Origin of the sequence: Zymobacter sp. IVIA_12111.31 C1, assembly GCF_047495495.1 — a bacterium.
Lineage (GTDB): Bacteria > Pseudomonadota > Gammaproteobacteria > Pseudomonadales > Halomonadaceae > Zymobacter.
The window spans coordinates 1,848,777-1,873,634 of the sequence record NZ_CP179930.1 but is presented as its reverse complement, the minus strand read 5'-3'; the positions used below and the strand labels follow the sequence as shown (position 1 = coordinate 1,873,634).

At 54.6% G+C, this 24,858-nt stretch carries 36 protein-coding genes and 1 pseudogene; 7 read left to right on the top strand and 30 right to left on the bottom strand.

All coding sequences use genetic code 11. The features are described from left to right. Positions 1 to 177: 177 nt before the first annotated feature. The 16 genes from ACMHYW_RS08540 to ACMHYW_RS08465 form a co-directional block, all read right to left on the bottom strand. A complete protein-coding gene (locus tag ACMHYW_RS08540) occupies positions 178 to 579 on the bottom strand; it encodes a hypothetical protein (protein WP_414499572.1) in 402 nt (133 codons plus the stop codon). Continuing rightward, a complete protein-coding gene (locus tag ACMHYW_RS08535; RefSeq protein WP_414499571.1) occupies positions 580 to 1,017 on the bottom strand; it encodes a phage tail fiber protein in 438 nt (145 codons plus the stop codon). 10 nt (positions 1,018 to 1,027) lie between these two features. Next, positions 1,028 to 2,524, bottom strand: coding sequence for a DUF3383 domain-containing protein (locus ACMHYW_RS08530; protein WP_414499570.1), 1,497 nt, complete (start codon positions 2,522 to 2,524; stop codon positions 1,028 to 1,030). Between the two features lie 2 nt (positions 2,525 to 2,526). Next, entirely contained in the window at positions 2,527 to 3,066 is a 540-nt protein-coding gene (locus ACMHYW_RS08525) for an LIC_12616 family protein (protein ID WP_414499569.1), read from the bottom strand. Further along, complete coding sequence (locus tag ACMHYW_RS08520; protein WP_414499568.1) at positions 3,051 to 3,419, bottom strand: hypothetical protein; 369 nt, start codon at positions 3,417 to 3,419, stop codon at positions 3,051 to 3,053. The genes ACMHYW_RS08525 and ACMHYW_RS08520 overlap by 16 nt, the downstream gene beginning before the upstream one ends. Next, on the bottom strand, positions 3,406 to 3,876 hold the full coding sequence (locus ACMHYW_RS08515; protein WP_414499567.1) for a hypothetical protein: 471 nt from the start codon (positions 3,874 to 3,876) through the stop codon (positions 3,406 to 3,408). Before ACMHYW_RS08515 ends, ACMHYW_RS08520 begins: the two co-directional genes overlap by 14 nt. Then, positions 3,854 to 4,306 (bottom strand): DUF4054 domain-containing protein, encoded by a 453-nt coding sequence (locus ACMHYW_RS08510; RefSeq protein ID WP_414499566.1) that lies wholly within the window; start codon positions 4,304 to 4,306, stop codon positions 3,854 to 3,856. Before ACMHYW_RS08510 ends, ACMHYW_RS08515 begins: the two co-directional genes overlap by 23 nt. Positions 4,307 to 4,309: 3 nt before the next feature. Beyond that, the gene (locus ACMHYW_RS08505; RefSeq protein WP_414499565.1) at positions 4,310 to 4,657 is read right to left on the bottom strand and encodes a hypothetical protein; all 348 of its coding nucleotides are present in this window, start codon (positions 4,655 to 4,657) and stop codon (positions 4,310 to 4,312) included. Positions 4,658 to 4,661: 4 nt separating this feature from the next. Continuing rightward, a complete protein-coding gene (locus ACMHYW_RS08500) occupies positions 4,662 to 5,657 on the bottom strand; it encodes a major capsid family protein (protein ID WP_414499564.1) in 996 nt (331 codons plus the stop codon). Between the two features lies 1 nt (position 5,658). Then, entirely contained in the window at positions 5,659 to 6,144 is a 486-nt protein-coding gene (locus ACMHYW_RS08495; protein ID WP_414499563.1) for a hypothetical protein, read from the bottom strand. 3 nt (positions 6,145 to 6,147) lie between these two features. Further along, positions 6,148 to 7,359, bottom strand: coding sequence for a DUF2213 domain-containing protein (locus ACMHYW_RS08490; protein ID WP_414499562.1), 1,212 nt, complete (start codon positions 7,357 to 7,359; stop codon positions 6,148 to 6,150). 309 nt (positions 7,360 to 7,668) lie between these two features. Next, positions 7,669 to 8,439: a phage minor head protein gene (locus ACMHYW_RS08485; RefSeq protein ID WP_414499561.1), complete on the bottom strand. Its 771-nt coding sequence runs from the start codon at positions 8,437 to 8,439 to the stop codon at positions 7,669 to 7,671. Next, complete coding sequence (locus ACMHYW_RS08480) at positions 8,384 to 9,919, bottom strand: DUF1073 domain-containing protein (protein WP_414499560.1); 1,536 nt, start codon at positions 9,917 to 9,919, stop codon at positions 8,384 to 8,386. Before ACMHYW_RS08480 ends, ACMHYW_RS08485 begins: the two co-directional genes overlap by 56 nt. 17 nt (positions 9,920 to 9,936) lie before the next feature. Continuing rightward, entirely contained in the window at positions 9,937 to 11,331 is a 1,395-nt protein-coding gene (locus ACMHYW_RS08475) for a PBSX family phage terminase large subunit (protein WP_414499559.1), read from the bottom strand. Beyond that, positions 11,294 to 11,938: a hypothetical protein gene (locus ACMHYW_RS08470; RefSeq protein ID WP_414499558.1), complete on the bottom strand. Its 645-nt coding sequence runs from the start codon at positions 11,936 to 11,938 to the stop codon at positions 11,294 to 11,296. The genes ACMHYW_RS08475 and ACMHYW_RS08470 overlap by 38 nt, the downstream gene beginning before the upstream one ends. Before the next feature lie 9 nt (positions 11,939 to 11,947). Then, positions 11,948 to 12,118 (bottom strand): ogr/Delta-like zinc finger family protein, encoded by a 171-nt coding sequence (locus tag ACMHYW_RS08465; RefSeq protein WP_414499557.1) that lies wholly within the window; start codon positions 12,116 to 12,118, stop codon positions 11,948 to 11,950. A gap of 234 nt (positions 12,119 to 12,352) precedes the next feature. Between ACMHYW_RS08465 and ACMHYW_RS08460 the strand changes: the two genes are divergently transcribed. After that, complete coding sequence (locus tag ACMHYW_RS08460; RefSeq protein WP_414499556.1) at positions 12,353 to 12,733, top strand: hypothetical protein; 381 nt, start codon at positions 12,353 to 12,355, stop codon at positions 12,731 to 12,733. Positions 12,734 to 12,821: 88 nt separating this feature from the next. Here ACMHYW_RS08460 and ACMHYW_RS08455 read toward each other — a convergent pair whose 3' ends face one another. The 3 genes from ACMHYW_RS08455 to ACMHYW_RS08445 form a co-directional block, all read right to left on the bottom strand. Then, positions 12,822 to 13,322, bottom strand: a complete 501-nt coding sequence (locus tag ACMHYW_RS08455) for a KilA-N domain-containing protein (RefSeq protein WP_414499555.1) — start codon at positions 13,320 to 13,322, stop codon at positions 12,822 to 12,824. Between the two features lie 285 nt (positions 13,323 to 13,607). Continuing rightward, positions 13,608 to 15,017 carry a glycoside hydrolase family 68 protein gene (locus tag ACMHYW_RS08450; RefSeq protein WP_414499554.1) on the bottom strand — a complete coding sequence of 470 codons (1,410 nt, stop codon included), beginning with the start codon at positions 15,015 to 15,017 and terminating at the stop codon, positions 13,608 to 13,610. Positions 15,018 to 15,082: 65 nt separating this feature from the next. Beyond that, positions 15,083 to 15,436 carry a phage holin, lambda family gene (locus ACMHYW_RS08445; protein WP_414499553.1) on the bottom strand — a complete coding sequence of 118 codons (354 nt, stop codon included), beginning with the start codon at positions 15,434 to 15,436 and terminating at the stop codon, positions 15,083 to 15,085. A 170-nt stretch (positions 15,437 to 15,606) separates the two neighbouring features. On the opposite strand from ACMHYW_RS08445, the gene ACMHYW_RS08440 reads away from it, so the two are divergent. Then, positions 15,607 to 15,924, top strand: coding sequence for a hypothetical protein (locus tag ACMHYW_RS08440; RefSeq protein WP_414499552.1), 318 nt, complete (start codon positions 15,607 to 15,609; stop codon positions 15,922 to 15,924). A 113-nt stretch (positions 15,925 to 16,037) separates the two neighbouring features. Here the strand turns inward: ACMHYW_RS08440 and ACMHYW_RS08435 are convergent, their stop codons facing one another. The 11 genes and pseudogenes from ACMHYW_RS08435 to ACMHYW_RS08385 form a co-directional block, all read right to left on the bottom strand. Beyond that, a complete protein-coding gene (locus ACMHYW_RS08435; RefSeq protein ID WP_414499551.1) occupies positions 16,038 to 16,712 on the bottom strand; it encodes a hypothetical protein in 675 nt (224 codons plus the stop codon). Positions 16,713 to 16,744: 32 nt separating this feature from the next. Then, positions 16,745 to 17,086, bottom strand: a complete 342-nt coding sequence (locus ACMHYW_RS08430; RefSeq protein ID WP_414499550.1) for a hypothetical protein — start codon at positions 17,084 to 17,086, stop codon at positions 16,745 to 16,747. After that, a complete protein-coding gene (locus tag ACMHYW_RS08425; protein WP_414499549.1) occupies positions 17,083 to 17,403 on the bottom strand; it encodes a nuclease domain-containing protein in 321 nt (106 codons plus the stop codon). Before ACMHYW_RS08425 ends, ACMHYW_RS08430 begins: the two co-directional genes overlap by 4 nt. Next, positions 17,400 to 17,900 carry a hypothetical protein gene (locus ACMHYW_RS08420; protein WP_414499548.1) on the bottom strand — a complete coding sequence of 167 codons (501 nt, stop codon included), beginning with the start codon at positions 17,898 to 17,900 and terminating at the stop codon, positions 17,400 to 17,402. Before ACMHYW_RS08420 ends, ACMHYW_RS08425 begins: the two co-directional genes overlap by 4 nt. Continuing rightward, positions 17,897 to 18,115, bottom strand: a complete 219-nt coding sequence (locus tag ACMHYW_RS08415) for a hypothetical protein (RefSeq protein ID WP_414499547.1) — start codon at positions 18,113 to 18,115, stop codon at positions 17,897 to 17,899. The genes ACMHYW_RS08420 and ACMHYW_RS08415 overlap by 4 nt, the downstream gene beginning before the upstream one ends. Then, positions 18,112 to 18,387, bottom strand: coding sequence for a hypothetical protein (locus tag ACMHYW_RS08410; RefSeq protein ID WP_414499546.1), 276 nt, complete (start codon positions 18,385 to 18,387; stop codon positions 18,112 to 18,114). The genes ACMHYW_RS08415 and ACMHYW_RS08410 overlap by 4 nt, the downstream gene beginning before the upstream one ends. Further along, complete coding sequence (locus tag ACMHYW_RS08405) at positions 18,384 to 19,085, bottom strand: phage antirepressor KilAC domain-containing protein (RefSeq protein ID WP_414499545.1); 702 nt, start codon at positions 19,083 to 19,085, stop codon at positions 18,384 to 18,386. The genes ACMHYW_RS08410 and ACMHYW_RS08405 overlap by 4 nt, the downstream gene beginning before the upstream one ends. After that, positions 19,082 to 19,834: a hypothetical protein gene (locus ACMHYW_RS08400; RefSeq protein ID WP_414499544.1), complete on the bottom strand. Its 753-nt coding sequence runs from the start codon at positions 19,832 to 19,834 to the stop codon at positions 19,082 to 19,084. The genes ACMHYW_RS08405 and ACMHYW_RS08400 overlap by 4 nt, the downstream gene beginning before the upstream one ends. After that, a complete protein-coding gene (locus ACMHYW_RS08395) occupies positions 19,828 to 20,388 on the bottom strand; it encodes a hypothetical protein (protein ID WP_414501519.1) in 561 nt (186 codons plus the stop codon). The genes ACMHYW_RS08400 and ACMHYW_RS08395 overlap by 7 nt, the downstream gene beginning before the upstream one ends. A 219-nt stretch (positions 20,389 to 20,607) precedes the next feature. Next, positions 20,608 to 20,742, bottom strand: a pseudogene (locus ACMHYW_RS08390) (helix-turn-helix domain-containing protein); the annotation flags it as partial. A gap of 109 nt (positions 20,743 to 20,851) precedes the next feature. Then, positions 20,852 to 21,064 carry a helix-turn-helix transcriptional regulator gene (locus ACMHYW_RS08385; RefSeq protein ID WP_027705973.1) on the bottom strand — a complete coding sequence of 71 codons (213 nt, stop codon included), beginning with the start codon at positions 21,062 to 21,064 and terminating at the stop codon, positions 20,852 to 20,854. A gap of 155 nt (positions 21,065 to 21,219) precedes the next feature. On the opposite strand from ACMHYW_RS08385, the gene ACMHYW_RS08380 reads away from it, so the two are divergent. The 5 genes from ACMHYW_RS08380 (at position 21,220) to ACMHYW_RS08360 (ending at position 24,598) form a co-directional block, all read left to right on the top strand. Next, positions 21,220 to 21,918 (top strand): XRE family transcriptional regulator, encoded by a 699-nt coding sequence (locus ACMHYW_RS08380; protein ID WP_414499543.1) that lies wholly within the window; start codon positions 21,220 to 21,222, stop codon positions 21,916 to 21,918. 153 nt (positions 21,919 to 22,071) lie between these two features. Continuing rightward, positions 22,072 to 22,605: a hypothetical protein gene (locus ACMHYW_RS08375; protein ID WP_414499542.1), complete on the top strand. Its 534-nt coding sequence runs from the start codon at positions 22,072 to 22,074 to the stop codon at positions 22,603 to 22,605. Positions 22,606 to 22,628: 23 nt separating this feature from the next. Then, positions 22,629 to 23,516, top strand: a complete 888-nt coding sequence (locus ACMHYW_RS08370) for a hypothetical protein (protein ID WP_414499541.1) — start codon at positions 22,629 to 22,631, stop codon at positions 23,514 to 23,516. 126 nt (positions 23,517 to 23,642) lie between these two features. Next, positions 23,643 to 24,113 (top strand): hypothetical protein, encoded by a 471-nt coding sequence (locus ACMHYW_RS08365; protein WP_414499540.1) that lies wholly within the window; start codon positions 23,643 to 23,645, stop codon positions 24,111 to 24,113. Beyond that, positions 24,110 to 24,598, top strand: coding sequence for a hypothetical protein (locus tag ACMHYW_RS08360; RefSeq protein WP_414499539.1), 489 nt, complete (start codon positions 24,110 to 24,112; stop codon positions 24,596 to 24,598). Before ACMHYW_RS08365 ends, ACMHYW_RS08360 begins: the two co-directional genes overlap by 4 nt. Positions 24,599 to 24,858: the final 260 nt, after the last annotated feature.

Below are 24,858 nucleotides of genomic sequence, written 5' to 3'. Positions count from 1 at the left end.
TGTGGCTATCGATCTGGTGGATCTCGAGCAGCTCGTACAAGTCCCACACACCGAGCACGGTCGATAGCTCCGCTTTCGTCGCGAGGCGAGCAGAGACAACCGTAGCGATAGTGAGCGGGACGTTGGTATAGCGGGCGAGTCGATCGACGTAAGGCGGGTCAGGGATGAGCGTCAGGCTTAGCTCTCGGCGGCTTTCGAAAAACCCACGTGCAGTTTGAACACCTCCGCACGCAGCTTGAAGTATGTGCTGGCTTCTTCGATGTCTTCGCGATCAATAGGGCGCGTTACCGAGGGCTTGCTCGTGTCAGGGACCAGCACGACGCACTGCATCATCTCGTAGAGCAGCGGCTGCAAATCATCAAAGCTGATCGACATAAGCATGTTGAAGCCCATCTGCGCCAACCCTGCGAAGCCGCTGCCGGCCATTTCTGCAGGAACGTTAAGGCCGCCACGCGCAGCAGCAGAAATAGCGCGCCACGCGAACTGTTCAGCCTGATCTGCGGGCATCTCTGTCAGCAGGAAGGTCTTGCCGTTATCGCGGCCACCCTTGATCGTGTATTGCTCTTGTCGGCGTGCCATTTATACGTCCTCCACGGTAACGCTGCCCCACTGGATCGTGAACTGCATGGCCTGAAGAATGCGGCCAGCGGTTGGGAATTTCGGCGCACGGGTCAGGAAGCCATCCGTACAGGTGAACTTCTTGCCGATTGATGGGATGGTGAATGTAGCGCTGGCCTTGTAGACCTCGCGCGCTGTTTCCTGCGCTTGCACCCAGTTCGCCATGATCGTGCAGCCATTGCAGTCGGGCATCAGCTGGAATTCCTGCGGGGTGGCATTGAAGACCTTGCCGCCGTGGAAAATGCCATCAGCACCCATTACCGTTTCGGCCAAGTCCACCGCGTCGGTGCTGAAAATGTTGTCAGCGCTGTAGCCTTCCAGCTTGCGCGGAGTGGGGTACAAGTTGTTGACGGTCAAGTAGAAGGTGCTGTTCGCCGAAGTAAGCGTTTTATCAGCCATGTTGTGCTCCTTAGAGAACGGCAGTAGAGGTCATGGAGATGGAGCGTACTTCGCCGCCATCCATGTAGTAGAGAGAGGGCTTAATCACGCCATCAGTGCGCTGCGCAGCAGAGGCGGTGGAGCAGCCTGGGATGAAGATGTAGCCCTTGGCTTCCATGGCTCCCGCAACGTCGCGACCAATCGCGTTGAATAACTGCTGCTTCTGCGACTCGCTCAGCGACACTCCTTTACGAATCACGCCAGCATTGACGCCCGTATTGACTGGATCAAGCACAGCGGCTTCGACCAGACCATCGCCGTCAGCATTGAATGGGATGCTGTTCACCTGTTTGACGAGTGTCGCTAGCGCGTACTGAATCTGCGCGTTGAGCCAGATTTGATTGACGTAAGCAGAAATAGTCTTGAAGCGACCCGGCACGGTGCCCGGATACAGCCAGTTGAAACCATCCATTGCCGTCGCATATGCGCCGTAGATGTTGTAGCCGTTGTCGATTGCAGTAGCTGCGCGGGTAGCGTCAGTGACGATAGCGGCGAGGCCGGACTGGGATTTGAATGCCAGTGATTTGCGGCCGTTTGTGCGGTCGTAGTCAGTGGAGGCGATCGCACCCATAGCGAATGCAGCGACTTTGCGCAGCTGTGCGGCTTGGGATGCTTCACCCGCGAATGCGACAACGCCAGAGGCTTTCTCAGCCTTGATCTGCGCGCCAAAGCTAGACGTGTTGTTGGCTACGAAGGCGTTGGCATCGGTATCCCATGCAACGTATAGGAAGCGATCGTTCTGCGCGGCTGACCACGTTTTGAAGCCCAGCTTCTCGTCGAGCGTCGGTTCAAACATGGTGGTGAAGGTCGCCCATGCTTGGGTGATATGGCCCAGCGCAGTCATTGCCGTGTTAGGCGTGTCGGCATCAGTGCCCTGTGCAGACAGGATGGCACCAGTGTTAGAAGACAGCCGCAAGGAGTCAGCAGCAGCGCCAGTGGCGTATGCAATAGTCGACTTAGTACCCGTGGTGCCGGAGGCAATGACGAAGCACTTGCGCGTAATGTCGTACGTTACCGTTGCTTTCAGCGCATCAGACATAATGCCCGCAGCGTTTTGAAAGGACGTGGCCGCAGACAGGTCTAGCTTGTCGACTTTCTTCTCAGTGCCATCAACAAAAACACTGATAAAGCCCGTGATCTCTTTCAGCTTATCGAGCGTAATGTCGGCCAATGAAGCGCTAGACAGGCTCGCAGCGGTGGCCGCAGTGGCATAGTGAAAGAAGTAGATGCGTCCCGGTACCGCCTGCTTGTTGTCGTCAGCAGTGAAGTAGCCCACGGCTGCGGCATACTCGTCGGAGTCGTAACCGAAGTAGCTGCCCACGGCGTCAGCGGAGCCGAAGTACGGCGCAGTACGCGCGGGGACTTTATCGGATTTCGTCAGAAAGACGCCGTTCAGATTCAGCGCGTTCCCCGTGGCGGCAATAACGCCGGGGATCATGCTGATGATGTTGCCCATAGGGATAGACATGACTAATCCTTATCAGGTGGATAGGTTGAATCGACTTCGACCAGTTGCAGATCGAAGCGCGTTGCGAATGATTGAGGGACGGTGACGATTGGGCGGAAGTTGCTGATCAGATCAAGTGTGTAACGCGGCTCGTAGTTGGCTTCACCGCTGATGAAGTTCATCTGACGAGGCTCGGACGAGTAGAGCGGTTGGAAGCCCGGCAAGCGCTGGGCAAGGTCGTCACAGCCGTATGTCGAGCGCCAGAGCGTTGCGATGATCGTGGCAAGGTCGTGAGCGCGTTCGCCGTAGATATCAATCTGGCAGCGCCACTGAGTTGAGCGGCTGTGCTTTGCAGCGCTAGCAGGCCCGTCGTACTCGGTGATATCCGTCGACAGCCCCTTGGTGCCGATATCTGACAGGATGATGCACTCGCCTTTAGGCATCGGTACGTCGTTACCAAATGCCTGAATGACCTCACTTACCCCTGTCGCAGATAGCAAAAAACCGCGCAAGGCTGTCATCAGGTCGTCAATCGTGATGCTAACGGTCACGTTTGTCGGCATAGAATCACCTTCGACCAGTCGGGCCACTGTTCCGGCACCGCGATCACTTTCCAGGTCGTGCCATCGGCCAGTGTGAACTGCTCGCCACCTTTGCCGTCGGGCCGCACGATGCCGCTGTGCTGTCCGTTCAGATAGACAGAGCACAGTTGCCCTTGGACGTTTAGTCCTGCGATATGGGCAAGGTCTTTCTGCGACAGCTCCTGGCGCTGCACGGTGACCGTGACCGGATCAGATTGCTTTGGCTCGCGCTTGCCAGAGGGCGACGTTTGCCAGCCGTCGAACGTGACCACGGTAGCTTTCTGATGCGGATTGATCGCGCCAATAGCGCCCGACACCATGCTATGCAGATTCATCACTACCTCCATTGCCCACTAATTCGTAATCGACGCTACGCAGCATGTGAGCTGTCTCAATCAAAGGTTTGTCGAAGCCCTTACGCTCAATGGTCGATGGAGCAAGCGGTGGGGAAGTGAATTGGTTGATCGAGCGCTGTAGCTGCCCTTTGATCACCGATCCCATCGCATCTAGCGCAGCGGCAGAGTCACCGCCATTAGCTTTCAGCAGCTTGCCGATTTGGCGGCCCCAGTTGGGCGAGTTCTCGTCGATCATCTGGCGGAAGAAGGGGCGGGGTGGCTGGCCTTTGTCCGGTCGCCCGAATTCGTTAGCAGCGGCTACCGTGGCAACAGGCGTTCCATCGGGGTATGTAGCCCCTTCAAGAAAGCCGACGCGCAGTTCCTGCTTGCCATCCAGCCGCTTCGCAATGTTGCCAAGGCGACGCCTTAGCGCGTCACCACCCGTTAGTGAAGCCATAAGGATCATCCTCCCAGCTTGGCGGATAAGCAGTGCCCGGCACATAAACGGCCTGACGATACGGTGCCATCAGCTTCCATAGCTGCTGCCCGTAGGCCGTTTGCAGCCAGAAGGCGTTCTCGTCCGTCTCAGGGCCGACGCTGAACGTTGCTGTAACTGAGCCCTCGTGCGCGGTAGACAGGCGGCCAGTGGGCACGTCGGATTGAATGTCCATTGCTTGCTCGGTCAAGCGGCCCAGCTTTGCCAAGTGAGCCACCGCCAACCACAGCATGATCTTGCGGCGAGTCACGTCCGACACTGGGCTGGCATCGCCGTTGTCGATCAGTAAGCATGCCTCATCGAACACTACTGTCAGTGTCGCCTCCGCCACTGCCACAAACTCGGGATAGCGGCCCTTGAACGCTTCCGCATCAAACGTGACTGCCGTCATAGATCACCCCTTTGCTTTCTTGTTCTCGTCTTTCTGCTCGTCGGTTGGCGTGATGCCAGACATCGGAGCATCTTTGTTGAGACCTTCAAGACCTGTCTTCTCGTCTTTGCGCTCTTCTGCAGCAGACTGAGCAGACTTGGCATTGGACTGCTTGAACACCATTTCGCGCTTGATGTACTCAGCGTCGGCGTACTGATCGAACAGCTTGTCAGCCAGATCGCTATCGACCTCAGTCATGCCGTAGCCGCCAAAAATAAGGGAGCTATTAGCTCCCTTGAGGTGGACTTCTGTGCCTTCGATATTCAGGCGAATGCCGTGCGGCAGCTTGCAACCGATTACTACGTTAGCCATGTCGTTACACTCCCAACATCTGTGCGATCCCGTACGGGTATTTGATGACAGCACCAGCGGTGCCGGCGGACAGCTTCTGCGCGTAGCTTGAGGTGCGAATCTCGGTGCGGTGGAAGCGAAGGCGCTCGGTGAAGACCGTGTTACCGACTTCGTATCCCATTACGCGATCGGGAATCAGCTGCACCAGCTCACCGTTAGCAGTGGCGTATTCCGGCGCGGTCTCAATGCGTAGCTTCGAGAATTTCTTCTGCAGCTGTGCCTTGATTTCCAAGCCGTAGGAGTTGGTACGGCCAAGCACCGGCTCAAGGTTAGGCGAGATTGCCAGCACCATCGGGCTGTCCATTTCGAGGGTGCCGTCAGCGCGCTTCTGTGCGTCAGCGAACAGGCTCAGCACGTCGGCCACGATGTCCTCTGGAGCCTTCGTCGACCACTTAGTGCCGCCAGCGGGCGTGATCGGTGCAGGCAGATCCTTGTCATTCAGGATGCCGCGCACGTCGAGACCTTCAATACCGAAGAAGTTGATCTTATTGCGCAGGCGATTAAGGGTCATGATTCCAGCCTGCTGCTTCTCGCCCGCGATATTCAGGTTCATGCGGGCGGCGCGTTCAGCTTCTAAATCGCCAACCTTGACGTGAGTCTGGAAGTGGAACGTTTGGCGACGATCGAAGCCGGTGTTGGCATCAGCCGTACCGCCATTGTCGTAGTCGCCATAAGCCGAGGCTTGCCCAATTGGCTCGACGATCATGAATTGCAGATCTGTATCTAACCAGCTGCCGCGCTGTACCGAAGACATAATCGTTTCAGACTTCAACGGGGACAGTGCAACACGCACTACTTGCGGATCAAAGTAGGTCGTGAACGCAGCAGGAATGGAGCCGTTAGGCGTGGTGATCATGCCTGGCACAGAGTCGCTGGCCAGCATCGTCGGCCGCACGCCGTCTTGGTAATGAATGCCTCGCGCGGCGGCTTCGCGCAGCACCTGATCAATAGTGACAGCCATATCACAGGCCTCCTGTGGTGATTTTGATGGTCTCGCCAGCAGCGCCAGCGGTAGCGACCTTGAACTTGGTTTCGATAGCGCCTTCAACCGTCGCGCCAGCGTTGCCAGTGACTAGCGTGCCGTCGGACAGCTTGGCGAAGACCTTTTGACCGACAGTAGCGGCAGTGCCGGTAGTGGCCCAGAAGTCGCCCATTTGCATCAAGGTGACGGGGCGGCCAGCCGGAACAGCCATGCTTGCGAGATCGCGGATGTCGTACATGACGCCTTTCATGTCGCTATGCAGGATGAAGCCCAGCGGAGCAGAGCCACCGGCGTTCGCGATGCGGCCGTTAGCGTCCGTCCAGCCAAAGCGACCGATCAGTACGCCGTTTTCACACGCGACGTACTGGTTCTCACCACCTACGGCGCTGTAAGACGGGTTGTTAGAGGCAAACGTGCCGGGAATGCCCGGGGCCTGATAGCGGTTAACGTGGGTCTGGAAAGCCATTGCTTATGCTCCTTCGCCGAAGATGTCAGCGAGTTCTTTCTGCTCGCTCTGGGATACAGCACGCGGTGCAGCGTCCTGCGCGATAGCGGTCTTTTGCTGATTAAGCATCGCGACCATTGCCGGGAAGGCAGAAGCGTGGACGCCCTCGGTCGGAATGCCAGCACTGTCGAGGGCGAACTTATAGACGGCCTCGGCGCTGTCCATCGCGGCTACTTCACCGACGATCGGGCGCACTTCATTGCGGGCCTTCTCTTCTTCGCGTACGCGTTTAACTGCTGCGTCGGATGCCATTTGCATCTCACGACGGAACGTTGCTTCGTCCATCGCAAAGCCTGCAGGCTGCTGGTCTTCGGCCACCTTAGTGGGCTCCTGTGTGGGCTTGGTCGTCTCTGGCTTCGGATCAGCAGGCTTCGGTTCGTCGAAGTCCTGACCGGCAGATTCTTCGGCAGCTTTCAGTACGCCAGTCAGCTTCTCAGCATCGATGCTGGCATCCTGTGTGGCGGCGTCTTGCGCGATCTGCTCGGCAGTGCGTTCGCCTTGGGTCAGCTTGTCGATATCCAGTGGCGCAGCGTCGGCAGCCATGGTCGCGCTAGCGAAACCAGCGAGGGCTGCACGCATGGCCACCATCTTGGGGGTGCGTTTCATTGGGATGTACTCCGTGGGGTTTGCGTCTTCTGCGAATACCTCAGGGCCTGCACGGCCTCGGGTAACGAGTGCAACGTGATTGCCGATGATGTCGCGCATGACGCCGTCATACGGTTCACCGTCGGGGGTAGTGCCTGGGGTCATGTCAGCGCGGTAGCGGTAGGCACTGGACAGCTCGCGCTTAGTGTTGCGTTCGATGCCAAGGATGGCGTCATTCGACCAGACTGATAGCGGAGCCTTGAGGAAGGTGCCGTCGAAGGTAACGCCACTGCCGACAGCGCCCACAATCAGCTCAGGCTTATGGTCAGCCGCACAGACGGGCACGTGCTGGGAAAGCAGCTGTACGCCGTCGAATGTCGACGCGCCTTTGCGTAGCTCGTCAGGATCGCGGTACAGGCGATAGCCTTTATGCGGGTCGAGGCCAAGCGCCTGACTGTCGGGGATTTCATGGCCGTAGTACGTGCAAACGTTGGCTTTGCTGATGGGCGTCATCTTGATGCGCAGCTGGCCGTCTGGGGTGTACTCGCGCTGCGACTGGGCATCGAAAGCGAGCACGTCGTTTCGATTCATGGTGATGTCTCGCAGATATGAAAAAGGCCCGCCGTGGCGAGCCTTGATAGTGGTGGGTGAGCGAGCTATATGTATTCAGCTCCGTCAACGCTGAAACAGTGAAAGCTGCCGACAATTTCACATCTTTTGTATGTGCTGCCGAAGATGCGAAACGGGCTTAACTTTGCGCGAGGGAAGCGCTTGCTTTCATATACCTCTGTTCGCGTACCTTCTACGCGAAAAAACATATCGCGACCGCTAATAGGGATGTCTTTAACTGCAAGCCCCCTGTAAAGCAGCCTTATATGAGTTGGAGTCATGAGCGCATCCTCATAGATCAGGGATAACGGGAAGCCAGCTGCATCTGCAATTGATCAGCTGCCCCGGCATGATGTATTCGCCGTCGATCTTCATGCCCTTGGCGAGGTCGAACGTCTTGCCGTTGGCGCGAACGTGTGATTGTCGGGGCTCTTTGCCTGCGTGGCTGTGCATCCACTCGCCCTGAGTAAAACCCTGTTGCCTCTGGCGGGCAGCGGTCAGCGTGCTGGTGGCCTTGTCATTCTGATCGCGTGCAATGAACTCGGCACGTCGGCGGGTAATGCCATAGCGTCTATGCAGTTCGTCGGCTAGGTATTTGAGGTCACGGCCTCGGGCCACTGATTCGTTGACGAGTACTTCCACTTGGCGGTGATACTGCTCGGGAATCGACTTGATGAGCGCCACATTCTCAGCCCTGACGGCATCGTAGGCGTCGGCCATCTCTTCGGTCATGGTCATCTTAACCGTCAATCCGGCTTCCCGCATGGAGGCGAACAGCGATACGTCGGCGTTCTGCATGACAGACGAGGTGAAGCGTTCGGCCATCCTTTCCGCAACGCGATTGAGGCGAGACAGCAGGCCGTTAGCGACTCGATTGATGATGCCGTTCAGAATATCGACGGGGCCGTCTTGGGCCAGCCCCGTATTCTTCATCCCGCGCAGCACTTCGGTAGCCATGTGGCGATGCAGGTCATCGACCATACCGACCAGCTCTTTGCGATAGGCGTTAGCTACGCCCGCGTTCGGTGTCACGCTGGGCAGGGTCTTGGGTCGTTTCGTCATCGTCCATATCCTCCGGCGCTATCGGGTCGATCTCACCGTTGCCGTCCTTGTCCAAGGGGTAGGGGCATGACTCATCAGCAGCCAGTGACTGGCGCGCTTCCTCAGCAGTGACTACGCCAGACTGAATGTCAACTTGGCGCGTCTTCGCATCCTGTGCCCGCACGTCGCTGCGTTCTTTCTCGCTCAGCTGATACAACGGCACGAACTCGAAGTCGATCGCATCGTCGATCTCACCAAACAGCGACAGCTGGATGATCTCGATCAGGCGTTTAAGCGGCTTGCGCATTACGTCTTCTTGCGTTGCATGCACGTCGTCGTAGTACATGCGAATCTCGCCCTCAGACGACGCATTCAGACCCGCTGCACCCTTGCGCAGCAGCTTCACGCGTGGCTGACGAGCAACAACGCATAGCTCTTCGAGCGCTTGCTCTTTGAGGTCTTTCAGTCCAGCCAGAGGGGTGTTGATCTGGTCGAGCTCTTCGGTGCTCTTATCGAGCGCAAAGATGCCGTTGTTATCACGCCAGCGGGCGAACAGCTTCAGGCGGTTCATTAGGCCTTGGTTGACCTTGCCCTGTAGCGTGCTGCCCATGTTGGTTTTGAGGATGGTGCAGCTATAAGAGCGCAGCATCTTTGCCACATAGTCGCGGGTGCGCTGCCAGTTCGTGACGTAGTCGTCAGCCAATTGGGTGAGCGACAGCCCGCCAAAGTTGTACACGGGCTTGAGAATGTCCGGCACGGGGCGGCTGATGAATGTCAGCAAGCGCGAGTCGTGCACTTCATCACCTTGGCAGTACCAGAGTTGAGGCTGATAGAAATTACCTTTGAGTGGACTGTCCGTGTTGTACGGCCCGGGGAACAGCCAGCGCGGTTCAATCACGCGCAGCGACACGATGCTGTCACGCGGAATTTTGCGCGGATCGAGAAACAGCTCAGTAGCGCACTCGCCATCTACACGCGAGGCATTCGAGCCTTTCGGTGTCTTCACCTCGATGTACAGCGTGCCACGGCCGAAGTAATCGTCGTGCTCCAGCGCTTGGCGGAACATAGCGCGAACGTCTAAGCGCCTCAGCTCAGCCTCAATAGCCTTCACTTTCTCGGCGTAGTCACCGCCTTCCATCGCCTTAACCTTGATCCATTTGCGGGTCATGTCATTAGCATTGGTCTCGGCCATGTAACGGTATTCAGGCTCCTGTGCCTTCTGGCCTAGCCAGTCATAGCCCTTAAAGCAATGCACGCCCGCATACAGCATGCGCGCATCCATCGGCAGGGCATCGGCGGCCATCGCTACGGCACGATCACACTTACCCTCGGGCACTACGCCTGCGGGGGGCTCATACGGCTTAAGCACGCTAGATGCGGCAGCCACAGCATCATCGTTATCGAGCATGTCTATCAGTCGCCCGATCGGGATGCTGGTGTCTTTCTCAACACGATCGACAACAGGGGCCGGATCATGTTGCTTTTTGCGGAACGGCCACATGTCAGCCTCCTGTGGTGTTAGATGTCGAGTGAAAAGGCTTCCAGCAGCGCGTCGTCAGAGACGGCCACGTCTTGCTCAACGGTGGGCGTGTAGGCCATGACGAAGCAGTCAGCCAAGTTAGGCGAGGGGATGTCGCGTTTCGCTAGATCCTGCTTACTCTCCACCTTCACCTTGCCAGAGCGGTCAAAGTCGCGGCGGGGCGTGGATAGCTCATCAATCAGGCGGTCAAGGTTCGAGCACTCCGATGAGATACTGATCAGCTCATCCTCTTCGAACGGCATGCCGCGCTGTATCGCGTTGTAAGTGTTGCGGAAGCGATCGGCGACCAGCCACCATGCCTGCGCTTTGAGGTTCGAGAACATGTCCTTGTTCAACACGCCATCGGAGTAACGCGCATCGGGATGCCAGACCGCGGCCCCTGCGTTGAACTTGCTGTAGCTGATGCGGGTCAAGTGCTCATCGTTCAGCTCACCGAGTTTTGCCCCTACAGAGGCCCCAACGCCGATGCTGTCGTAAATGACCTGAGCGTCGTGTTTAACGGCGGCACGGTATACGCGAGAGCAGCTCTTCAGCAGTTCATCCTCACGCCCAGCCCATTCGTCGATATCCTGTGCCACGATGCCGTGGGCGAGGGTAGTGGCGCACTTATCAGCGCCGCTGTCGGCGACGTCAAAGCCAAGGCGCTTGGTGCCTGATGGCTCAATGCCCAGTTTTTTGTGAGCGTCGATCGCCGCCATGATCCACGAGCGTTTGATGATGACCGCATCGTCATCCTCGCGAGGCTCGCCTAAATAGATATGCCGATACTCTTCCTCGTCTTCTTCCTTGGCGTGCTGAATGACCTCCAGCATGGTGTTGGAGAGGAACGGGTTATCGGTGTAGTTGATCTTGCGGGTGATCGCATTGGCAGGCGGGCGTGTGACAAAGCGCCTGTAGACGAAGTCGGTTACTAGGCGCGGGTTGAAGATGATCCAGAACTGCGAGTGATCCTTACGAATCGTCGGTTCCAGTATCTCCCACTGCTCCTGGGTGATGTTGTGCGCTTCCTCCAGCCAGCAGATGTCGATGCCTTCGAGCGATTTCACTTCATCGATATGCCGCCACAGCCCGTAGAACAGGAACTCGGTACCCGTATAGCGGTTGATGATGCGGTCGCGCTGGATCTCGAAACGATGCTGTAGCCCAAAACGCTCAATCTGAATCTTGAGCAAGGTGTAGACCGATTCACTGATCTTGTTCTGGAACTGGCGCGCGCAGAGGATGCGGAGCCTGTAGTTATCCGCCAAGTAGATCGCAAAGCCAGCCGCATCCCATGACTTCGACGAAGCACGGCCACCGTACAGCACCCGCACACGAGCAGGCGTCAGCCAGAAGTCACGAAGGGCTGGGTTCAGAGTCGCCTTGTCCGCCATAGAAATGCCCCAAGCCCGAAGGCGTCATGCTGCCGTCGTCAGACGTGTGGTTAATATCTTGCTTCGGCCCATATGCTCTGGGTGACATGCGCTCGGCCGCCCACTTGAGGCCATCCATCATCACCTTGGCATCGCGGTAGTCGAGGCCGCCTTCTTCAGGATCAGTGCCCACCTTATCGATGCAGTCGATGATCCGATCGGCATGAGCATAGCCCGCCGCCTCCCTAGCCATGCGGTACTGCTCCGAGAACTCTTTATGCTTTCCATCGACTACCCATAGCAGGATCGACGACATAGACGGCATGCCCGGCTCTTTACAGATACTGCGCAACGATTGACCTGATGCGACCTTAGCGCAGATATACGCACAGACATCTTCATCGAATACCGAAGGCGCTCCACCTTTCTTGGACGAGTACGCACCCTGCGTACCAGATTGCGTACCGCGTACTACCTGCGGACCACCATGACGCTGCCATCCATCCTTCTTGGCACGCTTGCGTATAGCGCCGTCAGTGACACCGTACTTCTCTGCTATCTTGCGAATGGAGGTATCGCCAGCCTCGAAGGCTGTACGGATAGCCTCCCAGTTGGGTTGGCGAGCCATATCTGTTCCTTATGCGATCTTCTTGGCCGAGTACGACTCGACGATCTCGAATGTGCCTTTCCCACGCCATCCGCATTGAATGTCATTGCACTGAAGGAACGCGAAGCGCAGATCCTTCACGGGTTGTTTGCTGCTACGGATACGGCATGACTCGCCGCAATCAGGGCATTTCCAGCGCATGGCTGATTCCTTATCTTTGGGCAAAAAATACCGCCAAGTGTCGGTGTATATAAGGACAAATGAAAACGCCCTTGGAGTGGGTTGATTTCCACCACTGCGACCTCAACCTTCTATCTAGTACATCGTATTCCTCAGTGATCTTATGGATAGAGGCATCGCCAGCCTTGAAGGCTGTACGGATAGCCTCCCACTCAACCTGAGCCTTAACAGGCCTTCTGATATATAGGTTTTTTTATGCGTCCAAATGACTTTACTAATCCGATCATCGCCGGCGGCATGCGAATTGAGATACTTTCCACGTTCATAAGCAAGCTGGAAAATGGTGCCAGGTCACCAAAAATGGTTGTCTACGATACAAATCATTTTCCTAAAGGAAAGCTAAAAGAGAATGCATTAGCTAGTCAGGCCATAATTGCATTGGATAATAGTCAGGGTGAACATGAGGATGACTGCATTGAATGCCTTGCACTTCTGCTTGCACTGCAGGACGAACAGGACACTCGCAAAAAAGTAAAAACTGCTATCGATAATGAGGTGGCGCGAGCCAAGAATGGGCAAAGTCGAGCAGATATTGTTCGCAAGTTCACAAAAGATCAGCTTCGGAATTTGACCTAATGCACCAGGATAATGTCCAGTGCTGATTTTATATGTTTGAAAAAGTCAGTGTACTGTTTTGAGCAGGGAGCCCCATTTCAGGGGCCCCCTATGCAGACTGGTTGAGAGGCAGGTTCATCTGCATCTTATCGATGATCTTTTGAACGCGATGCTCGAGCTCTGGCTTGGTGCGTTTCCATGAGTTCAGGCCTTTACCGAAGAAACTGGCTGCCTCTTTTCCTTCCTGCAGTGCCTTGAGAGCCAAGTCGTACTGTTGTTTGAGACTTGAGTCACCACGTATCAGTGCATCGACCTGCAGGTCACACCAAACGGCAAAATCTACATCCAGCCAGCGAGCGAACACGACCGCCAGCTTGGGGTGCAACCACGTGCCGCCCCCTTTGCCGCGGCGCGTCTGAATCAAATCCCCGGAATCACGGGTATTTAGATACTTCCCGATTGCACTGAGATAGCTCCGTGTCTCTTTATTTTCCAGCCAGTGGTCAAGGCGTTTTCCATATGCTCTGGCAATTTCCGTGGCGTTGATCCAACCATCTGAATTGAACTGAACCGTGATGTCGCCGTACTGGAACGGAATGATATTACTCATGAGTTGCGTACCTTTTGAGTAAAGAGCCTTGTTGCCCAGAACGTCGGTCCACAGAGAAGCTCGCCAGCTACTGCCGACGTTCTCCAAGGCCCTTTCTGAAAAGCTATGTGTTGATGTGCGCCGGGCATGGCGCATACGAAAACGCCTCGACCGAAGCCGAGGCGCAATATCCTGCTATCCCCACTCGCGTAGGCATGTCACTTTCAGGCGTTTTAGACAGCAACCGTTGGCAGGTTATGCCTTAGAAGCCGTCGTTTTCGTCAGCCGCCTGTGATGGCGCCTTCTTCAGGCATAGTCATGACCTCCAGTGACAGAGCCTTTGTCAGCCTCACGACTGGCATCAACCTGCGCGGGCTGAATTTCGTACATCATGCCGACGATGCGGGTTTTGAGGCCGTCGATCTCGATACGCACAGACGGACCGGCGTTCATCACTGCCTCTACGCCCTTACCCGTATTGCAGTAGTTCGCATAGGAGACGCAGGGGAACACGCCGAGCTTCTGATCGCGGTGCGGGGTAATGAGCCAGCTGTAGACGTACTGATGATTTTCTGCCTGACCGGCGTAAGCATCACCATAGGACTTCTGCTGTACCACTACGCCAGAACCATTGAGCGGCGTCAGCGGGCCACCGAAGTACGGTGCGCGAAAGCCCAACATGTAGTCGCGGTTAATCAGATCCGCGTTTTCCATGTTCAACGCGTTCTTATTGCCATGACCAACGCAGAACAGGTAAACGTGACCATCATGGTCAACGACGTTGATGCGTTCGATCTCATCGGTCACCAAGTTGGCAGTGAGCCACGGTGCCTGGAATTGACCGAAAGTGCCTTCGTCGTCTGTCAGCTCGATGATGCCGATGCAGCCGTTGGCCTTGAGCATGTCCTCAGTCGGTGCGAAACCTTCTTTCGGCAACCCATTGGCACTGACGTACTCAGCGCGAACGTGGCCCGGTGCGTGGAAGCCTGCGCCCGTGTTGGCTTCGAATGCCAGATAACGCTTGCCGGTGCGCGGGTCCTTATAGAAGAACGGGTCACGCATGCAGTTGTTTTCGGTCTGGTCGGAACCGACGCTGACGCGGTGGCGGGTCGGCCACTTCGCTTCACGTTCAGAGGCCTGTGCTGCCGTCTCGTAGAAGAAGCCGTCCGGCTCGCATGCACCGCCCAGCAGGGCATTGTATGACGGCGTTTCGATCGTCATCTTATCGCCCTCGACTGTCACGTCCTGAATGGCTGTGGCCAGACGCTGCACGGTCTGCCAGACGCCATTGTAGTCAGCACCATAGGCACAGGTATAGAACGTCTGCAATTTGCCGTCTGCGCGCAGAATGGTAGAGCCAGACCATTCACGAATGTCGTCGTACAGCTTATGCTCGCCGAACAGGAAGCCGCCCGGTACGTAGCTAACGCCGTCAGCGCTGTAGAAGTAAGCGATGCGTTCGCCTTGGCTAAAGTCGGCACCGACTGGACGCACCAGCGCGATCAGGATGCGGAAGCCATTTACATCGGCTACGAAGCCATCTTCGTCACGTACAAGCCAGTTATCCCATGCCTGATAGCCCGGCATTAGCTGACCTAGCTTATCCGGATCAAAAGCAGGGAAGGTATTGCCGTTAGTGGCGCGAATGCCGCGAGCATTCTTCACAGTCCAGTGACTGGTGTGAATGTGCGGCGTCTTTTTCGTCTTGAGCGTCATATCAGTCTCATCGTTTAGACACAAAAAAGCCCGCACAGAGGCGGGCAGTGTTAGGTGTGCGGCGCTTATTTGCTTGTCCAGCGCTCGACAATCTTTGATGCAGCACCAGATAGGATGCTACGCAGCCAATCGACACCTAGGAACGACACGCCCGCGCCGATCGATACGGCCAGATACAGGTTCATACCGAAGTAATCGAGTAGTGGAAATACCGCGAGGGTAAGTGTTCCACACAGGCAGGCTTCCAGCAGCGAGTGCCAGAACTTACTGCCGCTGACTAGAGCGCGCAGCAGGGCGATTAGGAAGGAAAGCACGGTGGCCATCACGTGCGGCCGGATGTTTTCTTGCCATAGGGACATACGAATATGCTCCAGCGCATCGACGATCATGCGCCAGAGACCGGGGTCATTTTGAGGCATGACGTTTACTCTGGAGTGAATTGGTAGTGGTTCAGGGGCAATGGCCTTAAGTGGCTGTTTGCCACATGAGCCAAGCGCGAGACATCTTGCAAAAAGTCAGGGCGAAAAGATTAGATATGAACTAGATTACTTTTTGGAAATTGTATAAATAGAGCAAAGGAGCAATAAGTATGGCAAACACTCCTCATAGATATATCCGGATAAAAGGTCACGCAGAATTCAGAGTAAAATCAAAAGAAAATAAAATCATCAAAGTGCTTATGCAAGACGCTGGTGAAGAACTAGTGTCTAAAGAATTTCCTGCCCTTGTGATAGCAACATTCCGGGGTGAAACAGATTATGGAGAAGTAAGGATGTCTGTAGACGTTTCTCCTAACTCTGGGTACGAACCTTCAGGCCTTCGTTTAGATGATTGTCCGGACGAGCTAGAACTGTCCGCATTCCCTACAGTGCTGGCCCATGATCGCGCGTATTATGAAGAGGAATAACGAAAAAAGCCTCGCCGGTTAGGGCGAGGCTTTAGTTGATCTGCCGTGCCTTTAGTTGCAACTGCGGCACTGTACAAATATCGTACATTTTGCTCGCCATTTCCGCAAGTGGTTTATGCCGCTAGATTGTGATTTATCTTTTTGATCATGTCTTTTATATGAAAAAATTCTTTTTCTTCAATGTCGTAAAGAGCATCTTTAAGCAATTTCCAGTCTTCGCTACAGTCGCGTTGCCAGTGAGAAGCATCAATGCCTACCCCGCACCAGCTCTCACACCACGCTGCAACGTGTTTCGGTGGCCACTCGGCACCACGCATCGACTGCTCAACCATCGCCTGTGACAGGGCAACTAGGCGTTCCGCACGCTTCTTCAGTACACGCTCCCCACGTTCGGCTAGTACCATGCGCACACGATCATGCAGCGCGTCGTAAACTTCACCTTTGCATGCCTGCCGGATCGATTCCTTCACTGGCGCCAGCGTCATGATGACGGCGTACTGTAGCGGATTGGTATCCATCAGGTCGTCAACGTAGCACCTGATTTTGTGATACTCGGCATGGATATCTGCGCCAGTACCTGCGCGTTTCTCGCGGCTCTCAACCGCTCGTACGGAGCGTGACTTCTTGCCTTTCTTGCCCGCCTCATACAAGTCAGCCATCGACTGCGTACGCATGCCGTCTTCATATGCAAGCGCCACTGCTGTGCGCGGGTCGGTTGTCAGAAAACGTGTGCGAGGCTGCACGGCCCGTTGATAGCAACGCGCGTACAGTTCTTCCCAGTTGCTCATGCAGCCCCCTCGGCTACTTCTTGAATTATTACCTACACACCGGAGCCGCGTTTAGGGTCACGGATCGGTGCCAATGTCTGTACGCTGACCACGTAGTCAGGCGTGTCGTCTTTGAGTAGCCCCGACCGCACCAAGCCATCCTCAATCAGCTTGAGGGTATAGCCGTAGTTGGAGCAGTCGAGGCGGCGTTTCCCTTTGCCCAGCACCGGTTGCAGTGTCAGGTGAACAGGGCAGGTGATCGGCTCTAGCCCGCGCGCAGCGATCTGTGTTGCTTTGTGGGCTGCGTCAACATGCTTCTTGCAAGTTGCCCAGTGAACGCCCGCATAGATGCTGTTGAGTGACGGGCCAAGGTAGGGCACGAAGACCTGAATCACGCCGCCACTCCCTTGATGGTGATGATGCCTTTTTCCACCATGCGTACCAGCGTGCGGATTTGTGCGCGACGCATATACCACTCGGCGTGGGCTTTCTCTTCGGATGGCCACGGCACACGTCCATCAATCACGTCATGGCATGCCGAGCAGCCATAGCAGGCCGACAGGTCATCGCTCTTGCGGGCCAGGCCATGTGACTCATTGGGCAAGTGGCACAGCACGGTGGTATCCGTTCGCTCATTGCAGATGCCTAGAATGCCCAGCGTGCAGCGCTCGTCGCGTGCGGATGCGCGCATGGCCTTTGATACGATCCTCATGCTGCTCGCTCCTGCACCATGGCCAGTGCCATTTCCTCGATCTGTTCTGCCGTGCACTGTGGCCAGTAGGTCTTGGCGATGTAGGTGCACAGCTCGCTCATTAGCTGGAAGAAACGCCCTTGGTCCATCCGGTCAAAGGCAATGGAGCGGGGCTGTTTGCTGACCAGTACGCCAAACCCGGGTACGTCGGTGTGGGTGATATCGCACTCAACGCCTGAGTCGGTCTGTAGTTTCTTGAGCGCGTCATGTGCGTTCTTGCCTGTGAAGTCGTCAATGTTCTGCGCCACCAGTTGGCCGAGTGCATGCGCCAGTCGATGAAACTGCAGGTTGCGTGGCTGCTTCATGTCGCAACGCAGGGTGGTGCCGATCTTCACGCCACGCTCACGCACGATAGTGGCATCGGTAGCGCTGGCAGGGATGAAGGCCGACACCTCCGCACCTGTGGTCGGATCGACCAATCGCACTGCGCGCATGTAGACGGGCTGTTGTTTGCTCATGCGACCGCCTTCTCGTTGACCCGATTCATGGCCGATATCTCAGCGACTACCTGATGCGCACCGATGCGTGCGGCCTCAGCCGTCACGACGAACATGTACTGCTTACGGCGGATGATGCAGTACGTCTTCTGCTCTGTGCGCGAGAGGAATTCGGCTTCCTCAAGGGCGCTTTCCGGATCAAGGAAAGGGGTCATAACCAGCCCGTCAGTCTTCATTTCGATGCCCTCCGTACTGCGCGCTCAAGGCGCTGGTGTGCCAGACGCTCTATGCGTACCGCTTCCTGATAGGCTTCCCATTCCGGATCAGTGGCGGCGATCGCTGCACGGTGGCGCGGGTTCATGTGATCTAGGTGGTCATAGCCCGACGTGAAGCCCTGAATAGGGCAGGCCAACAGGAATGCTGTGCGGCGATCACGGTAAGCGGCCTTGGCAGCGCGACGCGCGATACGGGCGTTGATGTAGTCGATTGCCAGTGTCTCAATGCTCATGCTGCGGCCACCTCGTTGCGTTTGTTCCAAAGCTCTGCGATCCATGCGACACCCTTGGGCGTGAACTTGGCCTGATTGAACACATGGCCGTTCTCGGCTTGACTGGTGCGTGTCTCGAAGCGATCGGCATCGATGTGCTGCTGATATGCGACCCATTCGCCATTGAGGCGGTACATGACGCGGCGATCTTGCAGGAACTGGCGCAGGTCACGCTCTTTCGCGTCGAGTAGCTTCGCCACCTGTCGAAATGTCTTACTGCCAGTGCCAACGTTCACGTAACGATCAACGAACTCGGCTTTTGGCTTCGCTTCCTCCAATTGCTGCTGCACCAGCAGGCGGCGCTCTTCGGCGTCTGCCCATGCGCGGGCGGCGGCGACTGGGTTCGAGAAGTCAGGCAAGGCGGGCTTAGCAACCTGACGCTCCAGTTCATCCCAGCGACGCACCAGAACAGAGGTAAACGTCGGGCATAGCTGTGCAACAACGGTGATCGAATCAAGGCGCCCTTGGTCACCGCTAAAAACGTACAAAGCACCCGGGCGGCCGCCAGTGACGGGCTTTTCCTCCAATGGAGGAAGCTGGATAGCGCCTTGCTCAGCGAGGCGAACGATGGTGCGCTTCACGTTGTCGTGTCGGCTGCCGGTCAGCTCGGCAATGTCGCGGCTGGTCATGGTCAGCTGGTGAGTGATTAGATTGTTCATTGGTTTGCCCCCTCTGCCTGCGCCAGTAACTGCTGGCGACGTTGCTCTTGTTGTTCTCGTTCGTGCTTGCGCTCTTGCGCTATCAGGTCGCTTCTTGAGTCGCTTGATAAGACGCGTCGCATTTCATGAATCATCCGGTTGGCGTTGCGTCGGCGGCGTTCCTGCTCCTCGGGTGACGGCGGCAGCGCCAGCTTGGCCTCAAGGCGATCAGGCGAGGGCAGTAGCCCCTTGGCTTGCTCTGGCGCGATCCTGCCTTGCTCCACGGCCTGCTCAATGACGTCTTGGCGGCGTGCTGGATCAGAGCCAAGCGATGCCGTCCAGTTGGGCTGACGCCCTTCGGCCTTAGCCTGCTCAACGCGGCGTTCGTAAGACGACATGAACGCCATGCGGGCACCGACCTTATCGCCGAGAGCGAGAATCGGGCGGGCATCGGCCATAGCCCCTGCAACCTCGCCATTCCAGATGATCGTCTCCGACTCGTCCTGCCCTGACAGCGCCAGTGCCCATGCTTCTGCTGCCGGAAGGTGCGCATTGGCCGACGGGATGCGCTCAACGATGCTGGCTAGCGTCAGGCGTCCCTTGATCTCCGATCGGCAGCGCGCCAGCGCATGCTGTGTTTCGTTCAGCGGATAGGCTGACAGGTCGCTGACCATCAGCAGCAGCGCTGCGGGGGTATATTCCTGCCCCATGACTTCCATCGTGGCGCCCAGTAATTCAAACAGGCGGTCTTGTCCGTCAGCGGTCAGCATGCAGCGCCTCCGGCTTGCTCACGGCGTGCACGCATCATCGCCTTGGCTTCCTCGACGGCGCTGAGGTTGGACTGGGTACGATCGGTTTGGCGCGCCTTGGTCGCGGTGACCTGACGGCCTGTCTGGCACTGCACTGCGAGGGTTTCGCAGTCGGTCAGCATTAGGCTGACGGGGTGGCCCTTGGTGACATAGAACTGATTGTTCGTCCGCAGGTACCACGCCGCCACGGCAGGGGCGAGGTCATGACCTACTCGGTCGACCAACTGGCTGAGCTGTCCGGCAGTGCGAGCGTTCCAGATCGGCCATGCGTCGTAGCGGTGGCGGTAGGCCATGGCGTAGTTGGCCCAAGCACGAAACGTTTTCGCGCTCTGATCTTTCGGTCCCGGCATGTCAGCAGGGATGTCGACCCGGGGGCGTTTCGGTTCGATCGGTTCAGCAGGGATGATCTCACCGGAAACCGGCCCAGCAGCGGAGGCGTCAGCCCCCGGTGCAACAGGTTCATTGATAGGTTCAATGACTGATTCAGAAGAGTGACTGATTCTGGGTGCAACCATTTCACTAGGGGGTAGTGCATCTGTTTCACTACCTAGTGAATCGTTTGCACTAGGGGGTGCAGTGGTTGCACTACCTGATGCAGAATTTTCACCACCTAGAGTTATCAAATAGATATTTGAAGAATTGCCTTTAGGGCCGCCTTTCCTGACAACCTTTTTCACCAGCCCGCAGTCACAAAGCGCCTGAATGTGATTCATTGCCGAACGCTTACTGATCTCACATTGGTCAGCAATGTGCTGATACGAAGGCCAGCACTCGCCCTCATCGTTAGCGTTGTCCGCCAGCTTGAGCAGCACTAGCTTGCGTGCAGCGTTTCCTACCTTGACCCTAAAGGCTTGGGCCGTCAGAAGCATGCTCATGCTGCACCTCGCTGGACATCTTGTATCTGTTTACTCATACTGTTACTCGCTCTTTTGAGTAACGCCCGGCCCCATCTCCCCAGATGTCCGGGCGTTTTTGCGTTTACTTGATTGCTCGTGACACTTCTTCCAGATCCCGCATTGAGACCTTGATGCCACGCTTCCTTAGAGCGCTTACGATTTTCATGGCGTTTCCAAGGCTGATATTTCTAATTCCCGCCTCATAATTAGCGATAGCCGTCTGGCTAAGCCCGCACATGTCACCCAGCTTTTTTTGGGTGATTCCCGCTCTATTACGAAGGGCTTTAATGTCCATATGTGGCTCTGTTCCATGTTTTCTACACGACTTTATCACAAAATGTGTTCCATACAAACACAAAACGTCGATAGCGTTTATCACGCATTGTGGTAATATTCTCGTGGCTAAACACACGATGACGTTAAAGTGAATTTTTCTTTAGAAGCAGTGACATGACAGACACTACAAAAGGCTCTATCGGCGAAAGAATTGCCCAGGCGCGCAAGGCGAAAGGGATGACGCAGCCTCAGCTTGCAAAGGCTTGCGGTTGGGATTCTCAGGGCCGTGTCTCTAACTACGAAAGAGACAAACGCGAACCTAAAAGCAATGATGTGCGCATTCTTGCGTCGGTACTTGGTGTGTCTGAATCATGGCTGTGGACCGGCGAAGATGGGGCGGCCACACCCCTTAAAAGCGGCACGGTGCGCGAGTGGGTAGACGGCGAAGCGCCAGAAGATGACGAAGTGGACGTACCGTTCTTCGGGGAAGTCGAACTGTCCGCAGGCAGCGGCACTACCGTGGTTGCAGAAGTGTCCAAGGCGCCTATCCGTTTTCACCGCCAGATCCTGCGCAGCGCGGACGTTACGCCTAGCGCTGCAGCGTGCTGCCGCATCTCTGGCGACTCTATGGAGCCGATCCTGCCGAATGGCGCCACAGTGGGCATCAATACGCATCAGACGGCTATCGTTGATGGCAAGATGTATGCGGTCGACCACGGCGGCCTGCTACGCGTGAAGATTCTCCAGCGGCTGCCGGGCGGCAAAGTATTACTACGCAGCGCCAACCCATCCTACGGCGATGAGGAAGTGGAGGTGGGCGACGGCTTTAGGGTGCTAGGAAGGGTGTTCTGGTCGTCGGCCGTCTGGCATTAAGCTTCGTAACAGCACAATATCCCTCGGCAATGCCGGGGGATTTTTGTATGCAATGAGCATAGATCTCATCTACATTAATTGAGCGAGTATTTATCTGTCGAATGGCGTACACTGTGTTTTTGTACAGTTCGACTTAAATATTTAGAGGTGATTATGGATACTCTCGGGCCGCTACCAAAATTATTTTTGACTTTATCTTGCATATCGCCCGTGTTTTTGACCTATGGTTATATAGCATTAAATCAGGGCGACTATTTGATATGTGCATCATTTGCTATTGCAGCTGTAATTACAGCAGTTTCATGCTTAATAACCCTTCGGTTTGTGGAATATAAAACTTATTCAGAAAGTATAAATATTACAAGTTTCAAGCCCGCGGATAAAGAAATATCAGGGTACTTTGTTTCTTATTTAATGCCTCTTGTTAGTACAACGGAAGCGTTTTATTCAAAGCCTATCGGTATATTTTTTGTTGTCTCTTTTTTTATATTTATATATTTTTCAAAATCATTCTATTCAAATCCAATATTATCTTTGTGTAGGTACAAATTTTATGAAGTAACTATAACTACAGGAGGGTGCCTTCTTTTGATAACCAATAAAAACATTGTTAATATTTCAGATGTCAAGAGAGTTGCATATGCGACTCCCTATACAGTAGTTGAAGCTAAGAAGAAAGAAATTTAAACTAGATAGGATAAGGATATCCGATGGAACTTTTTACATTAACAAACAGCGCCCCTAGGATCAGAAAAATTGTAATAAACAGGAGTGCTCAAGAAGATCTTGAATACAATGCAAATGACCAAATGGCAGACTTTTTGGGGTATGAAGAGTGTCATGAGCTTGAGGCTCAGTACAAGCCAGATACTCACGAGATTTTTAAAATAGAAGATTTTGAAGATATTGATGGAATAATAAACGCTGTAAAAGATCCGGCTGGGATAAATGCTTGGGCTCCAGAAAGCGAAGACCTTCTTGAAATAAAAGCATTTTTCTTTTGTATTGAACATGATGATGATATCTGTGTCGGATTCCAAACATTTGACCGCAGGCAAGTGTTGAGCCAGAAGTTTACCTTGCTTTTTGCTCGAGACTCTTTTATCAACGTTAAGGGAGTGGCTTTCTCTTTAGACTCTAAGTTAACAGCTGTAATCCAAAAGAATAATAAAGAAGAAAGCCTAAATCTTCTATTTAGAAACTTGCACAACACAAGACGTATCTTTGATATGGATATTTATTTCAAGGAAGCAACAGCAGAAGATGTTGATAAATTTTTTAACGAAGAGAAATTTGTTGGCTATGATAATAAACAAAGAAACGATGGCGGAATTATTGATGACTGGTGCAGAAAAAAAATATCGTATATTCTAAACGAAGGAAACGTGAAAGACTTAAGTCCCGATATATTAAAACAAAAGGCTCTAGAGCTTGATGTTACTATAGAGTTTTCAAAAGATGAAGACGGAAACGAAAAAATAAAATTCCCTACTGAAAGAACGGAATTAAAAAATCTACTTAGATTTTTAGATGAAGATATATATAAATCATCTTTGACCGACACTTTGTATGTTGCAAATAGCAAAAGGAAAGGATGATATTTTAAATTTATTTAATTATTATGCAAAGCAGCCCCGTCACCGCGCGGGGCTTTTTCATACCTATACCAAAGCCCAGCCCTTGCCACCTTTACCTCCTGATACAATGGCCCAAAAGGAGGGAGTATGAAACGACTGATCGTAGGTGCGGCGCTGATGGCGCTGGCGGGTGGGGCTAGTGCCGATTGGACAATGGAGAAAGATGGCGCAGTTTTGAGGTCGGAGGGAGCGCCGTTTGAAGTATTCATGCCTGCACCAGGGGTTCGAACGATCCCTTTTTTTAGCAAAAGCCTCGTCAGGATAAAAGACGTTGACAGCTGTTTCCAAAAGCAGCATCCGCTTGTAATGGGGGCTAATTCAGATGCGTATCCCTCGATCTTCATCAATGGCAAAAAGGTTCGGGCTAGAGCGGTTTGCAAGGGTAACGACTTATTGGTCGCGATGGATTCGCAGCCCGGACAAAAGGTTCTTAATGACGCAATAAGATCAAATGCAGACATAAAAATGCAGCTGCAAGGTGTCGGAGAATACGTTTTTGCAAATAGGTCGGGGGGCGATGCCGCGCAAGAAATCGCAAGGATGGGGAAAGGGATATGAAAATTATCAAAGGGCTTGTCCTGCTGGTCGCGGGAGCATCCATCACGCTAACTGCGTCAGCGTCTGACTGGCAGATGGATAGAAGCAATCCCCATCGTACGATTATCACCGATGACAAAGGGAGGGCGTCAATTACCTTTATCGAAAGAGAAGGTAGTTCCGGTCCCGAGATTTCAACGGTTGTGATTAAGAGCGGCCGACACCAAGAGTGTGCTGCGAGGCATTACCCTCAAGAGCCAAACAGCCCCGTTGAGGCGGCTCCTCTTATAGTTTCTGGTGTGCCTGTGAGGGCTGAGGCTCTTTGCGGTGACGGTGAGGTGTATTTCCATATAGCCACTGGCGCTGGACAGGACTATCTCACAGGGCTTGCCAAACAGGGGCGGCCGATTGAGGTGCAGCTTCCTGATTCAGATTCCCTGCTGTTCAGCAATAAAGATGGCGCCGAATTCTTCAGGCATATCGACGAAGTGTATGGCGGAATCTAGCCAATAGATGTCCCTCCCCAAGCCCAGCCAAGCGCTGGGCTTTTTTGTGCTTCAAAAATACAGCCAGCCCTTTTTATTTCAAAGGCATGCGGATGCATCTCTATGAATATCACAAAACGTGGTTGACAGATAAAACACAAATCGTGATACTGTCGTTGTCGATCGGGGAGTCACCCATCGGCAGCTCTTTAACAATGGATTACCACGTCATCCCGTAGGCTTTTAGAGAGTGAGGGGCTGGCGTGAATGAATACCCCAGC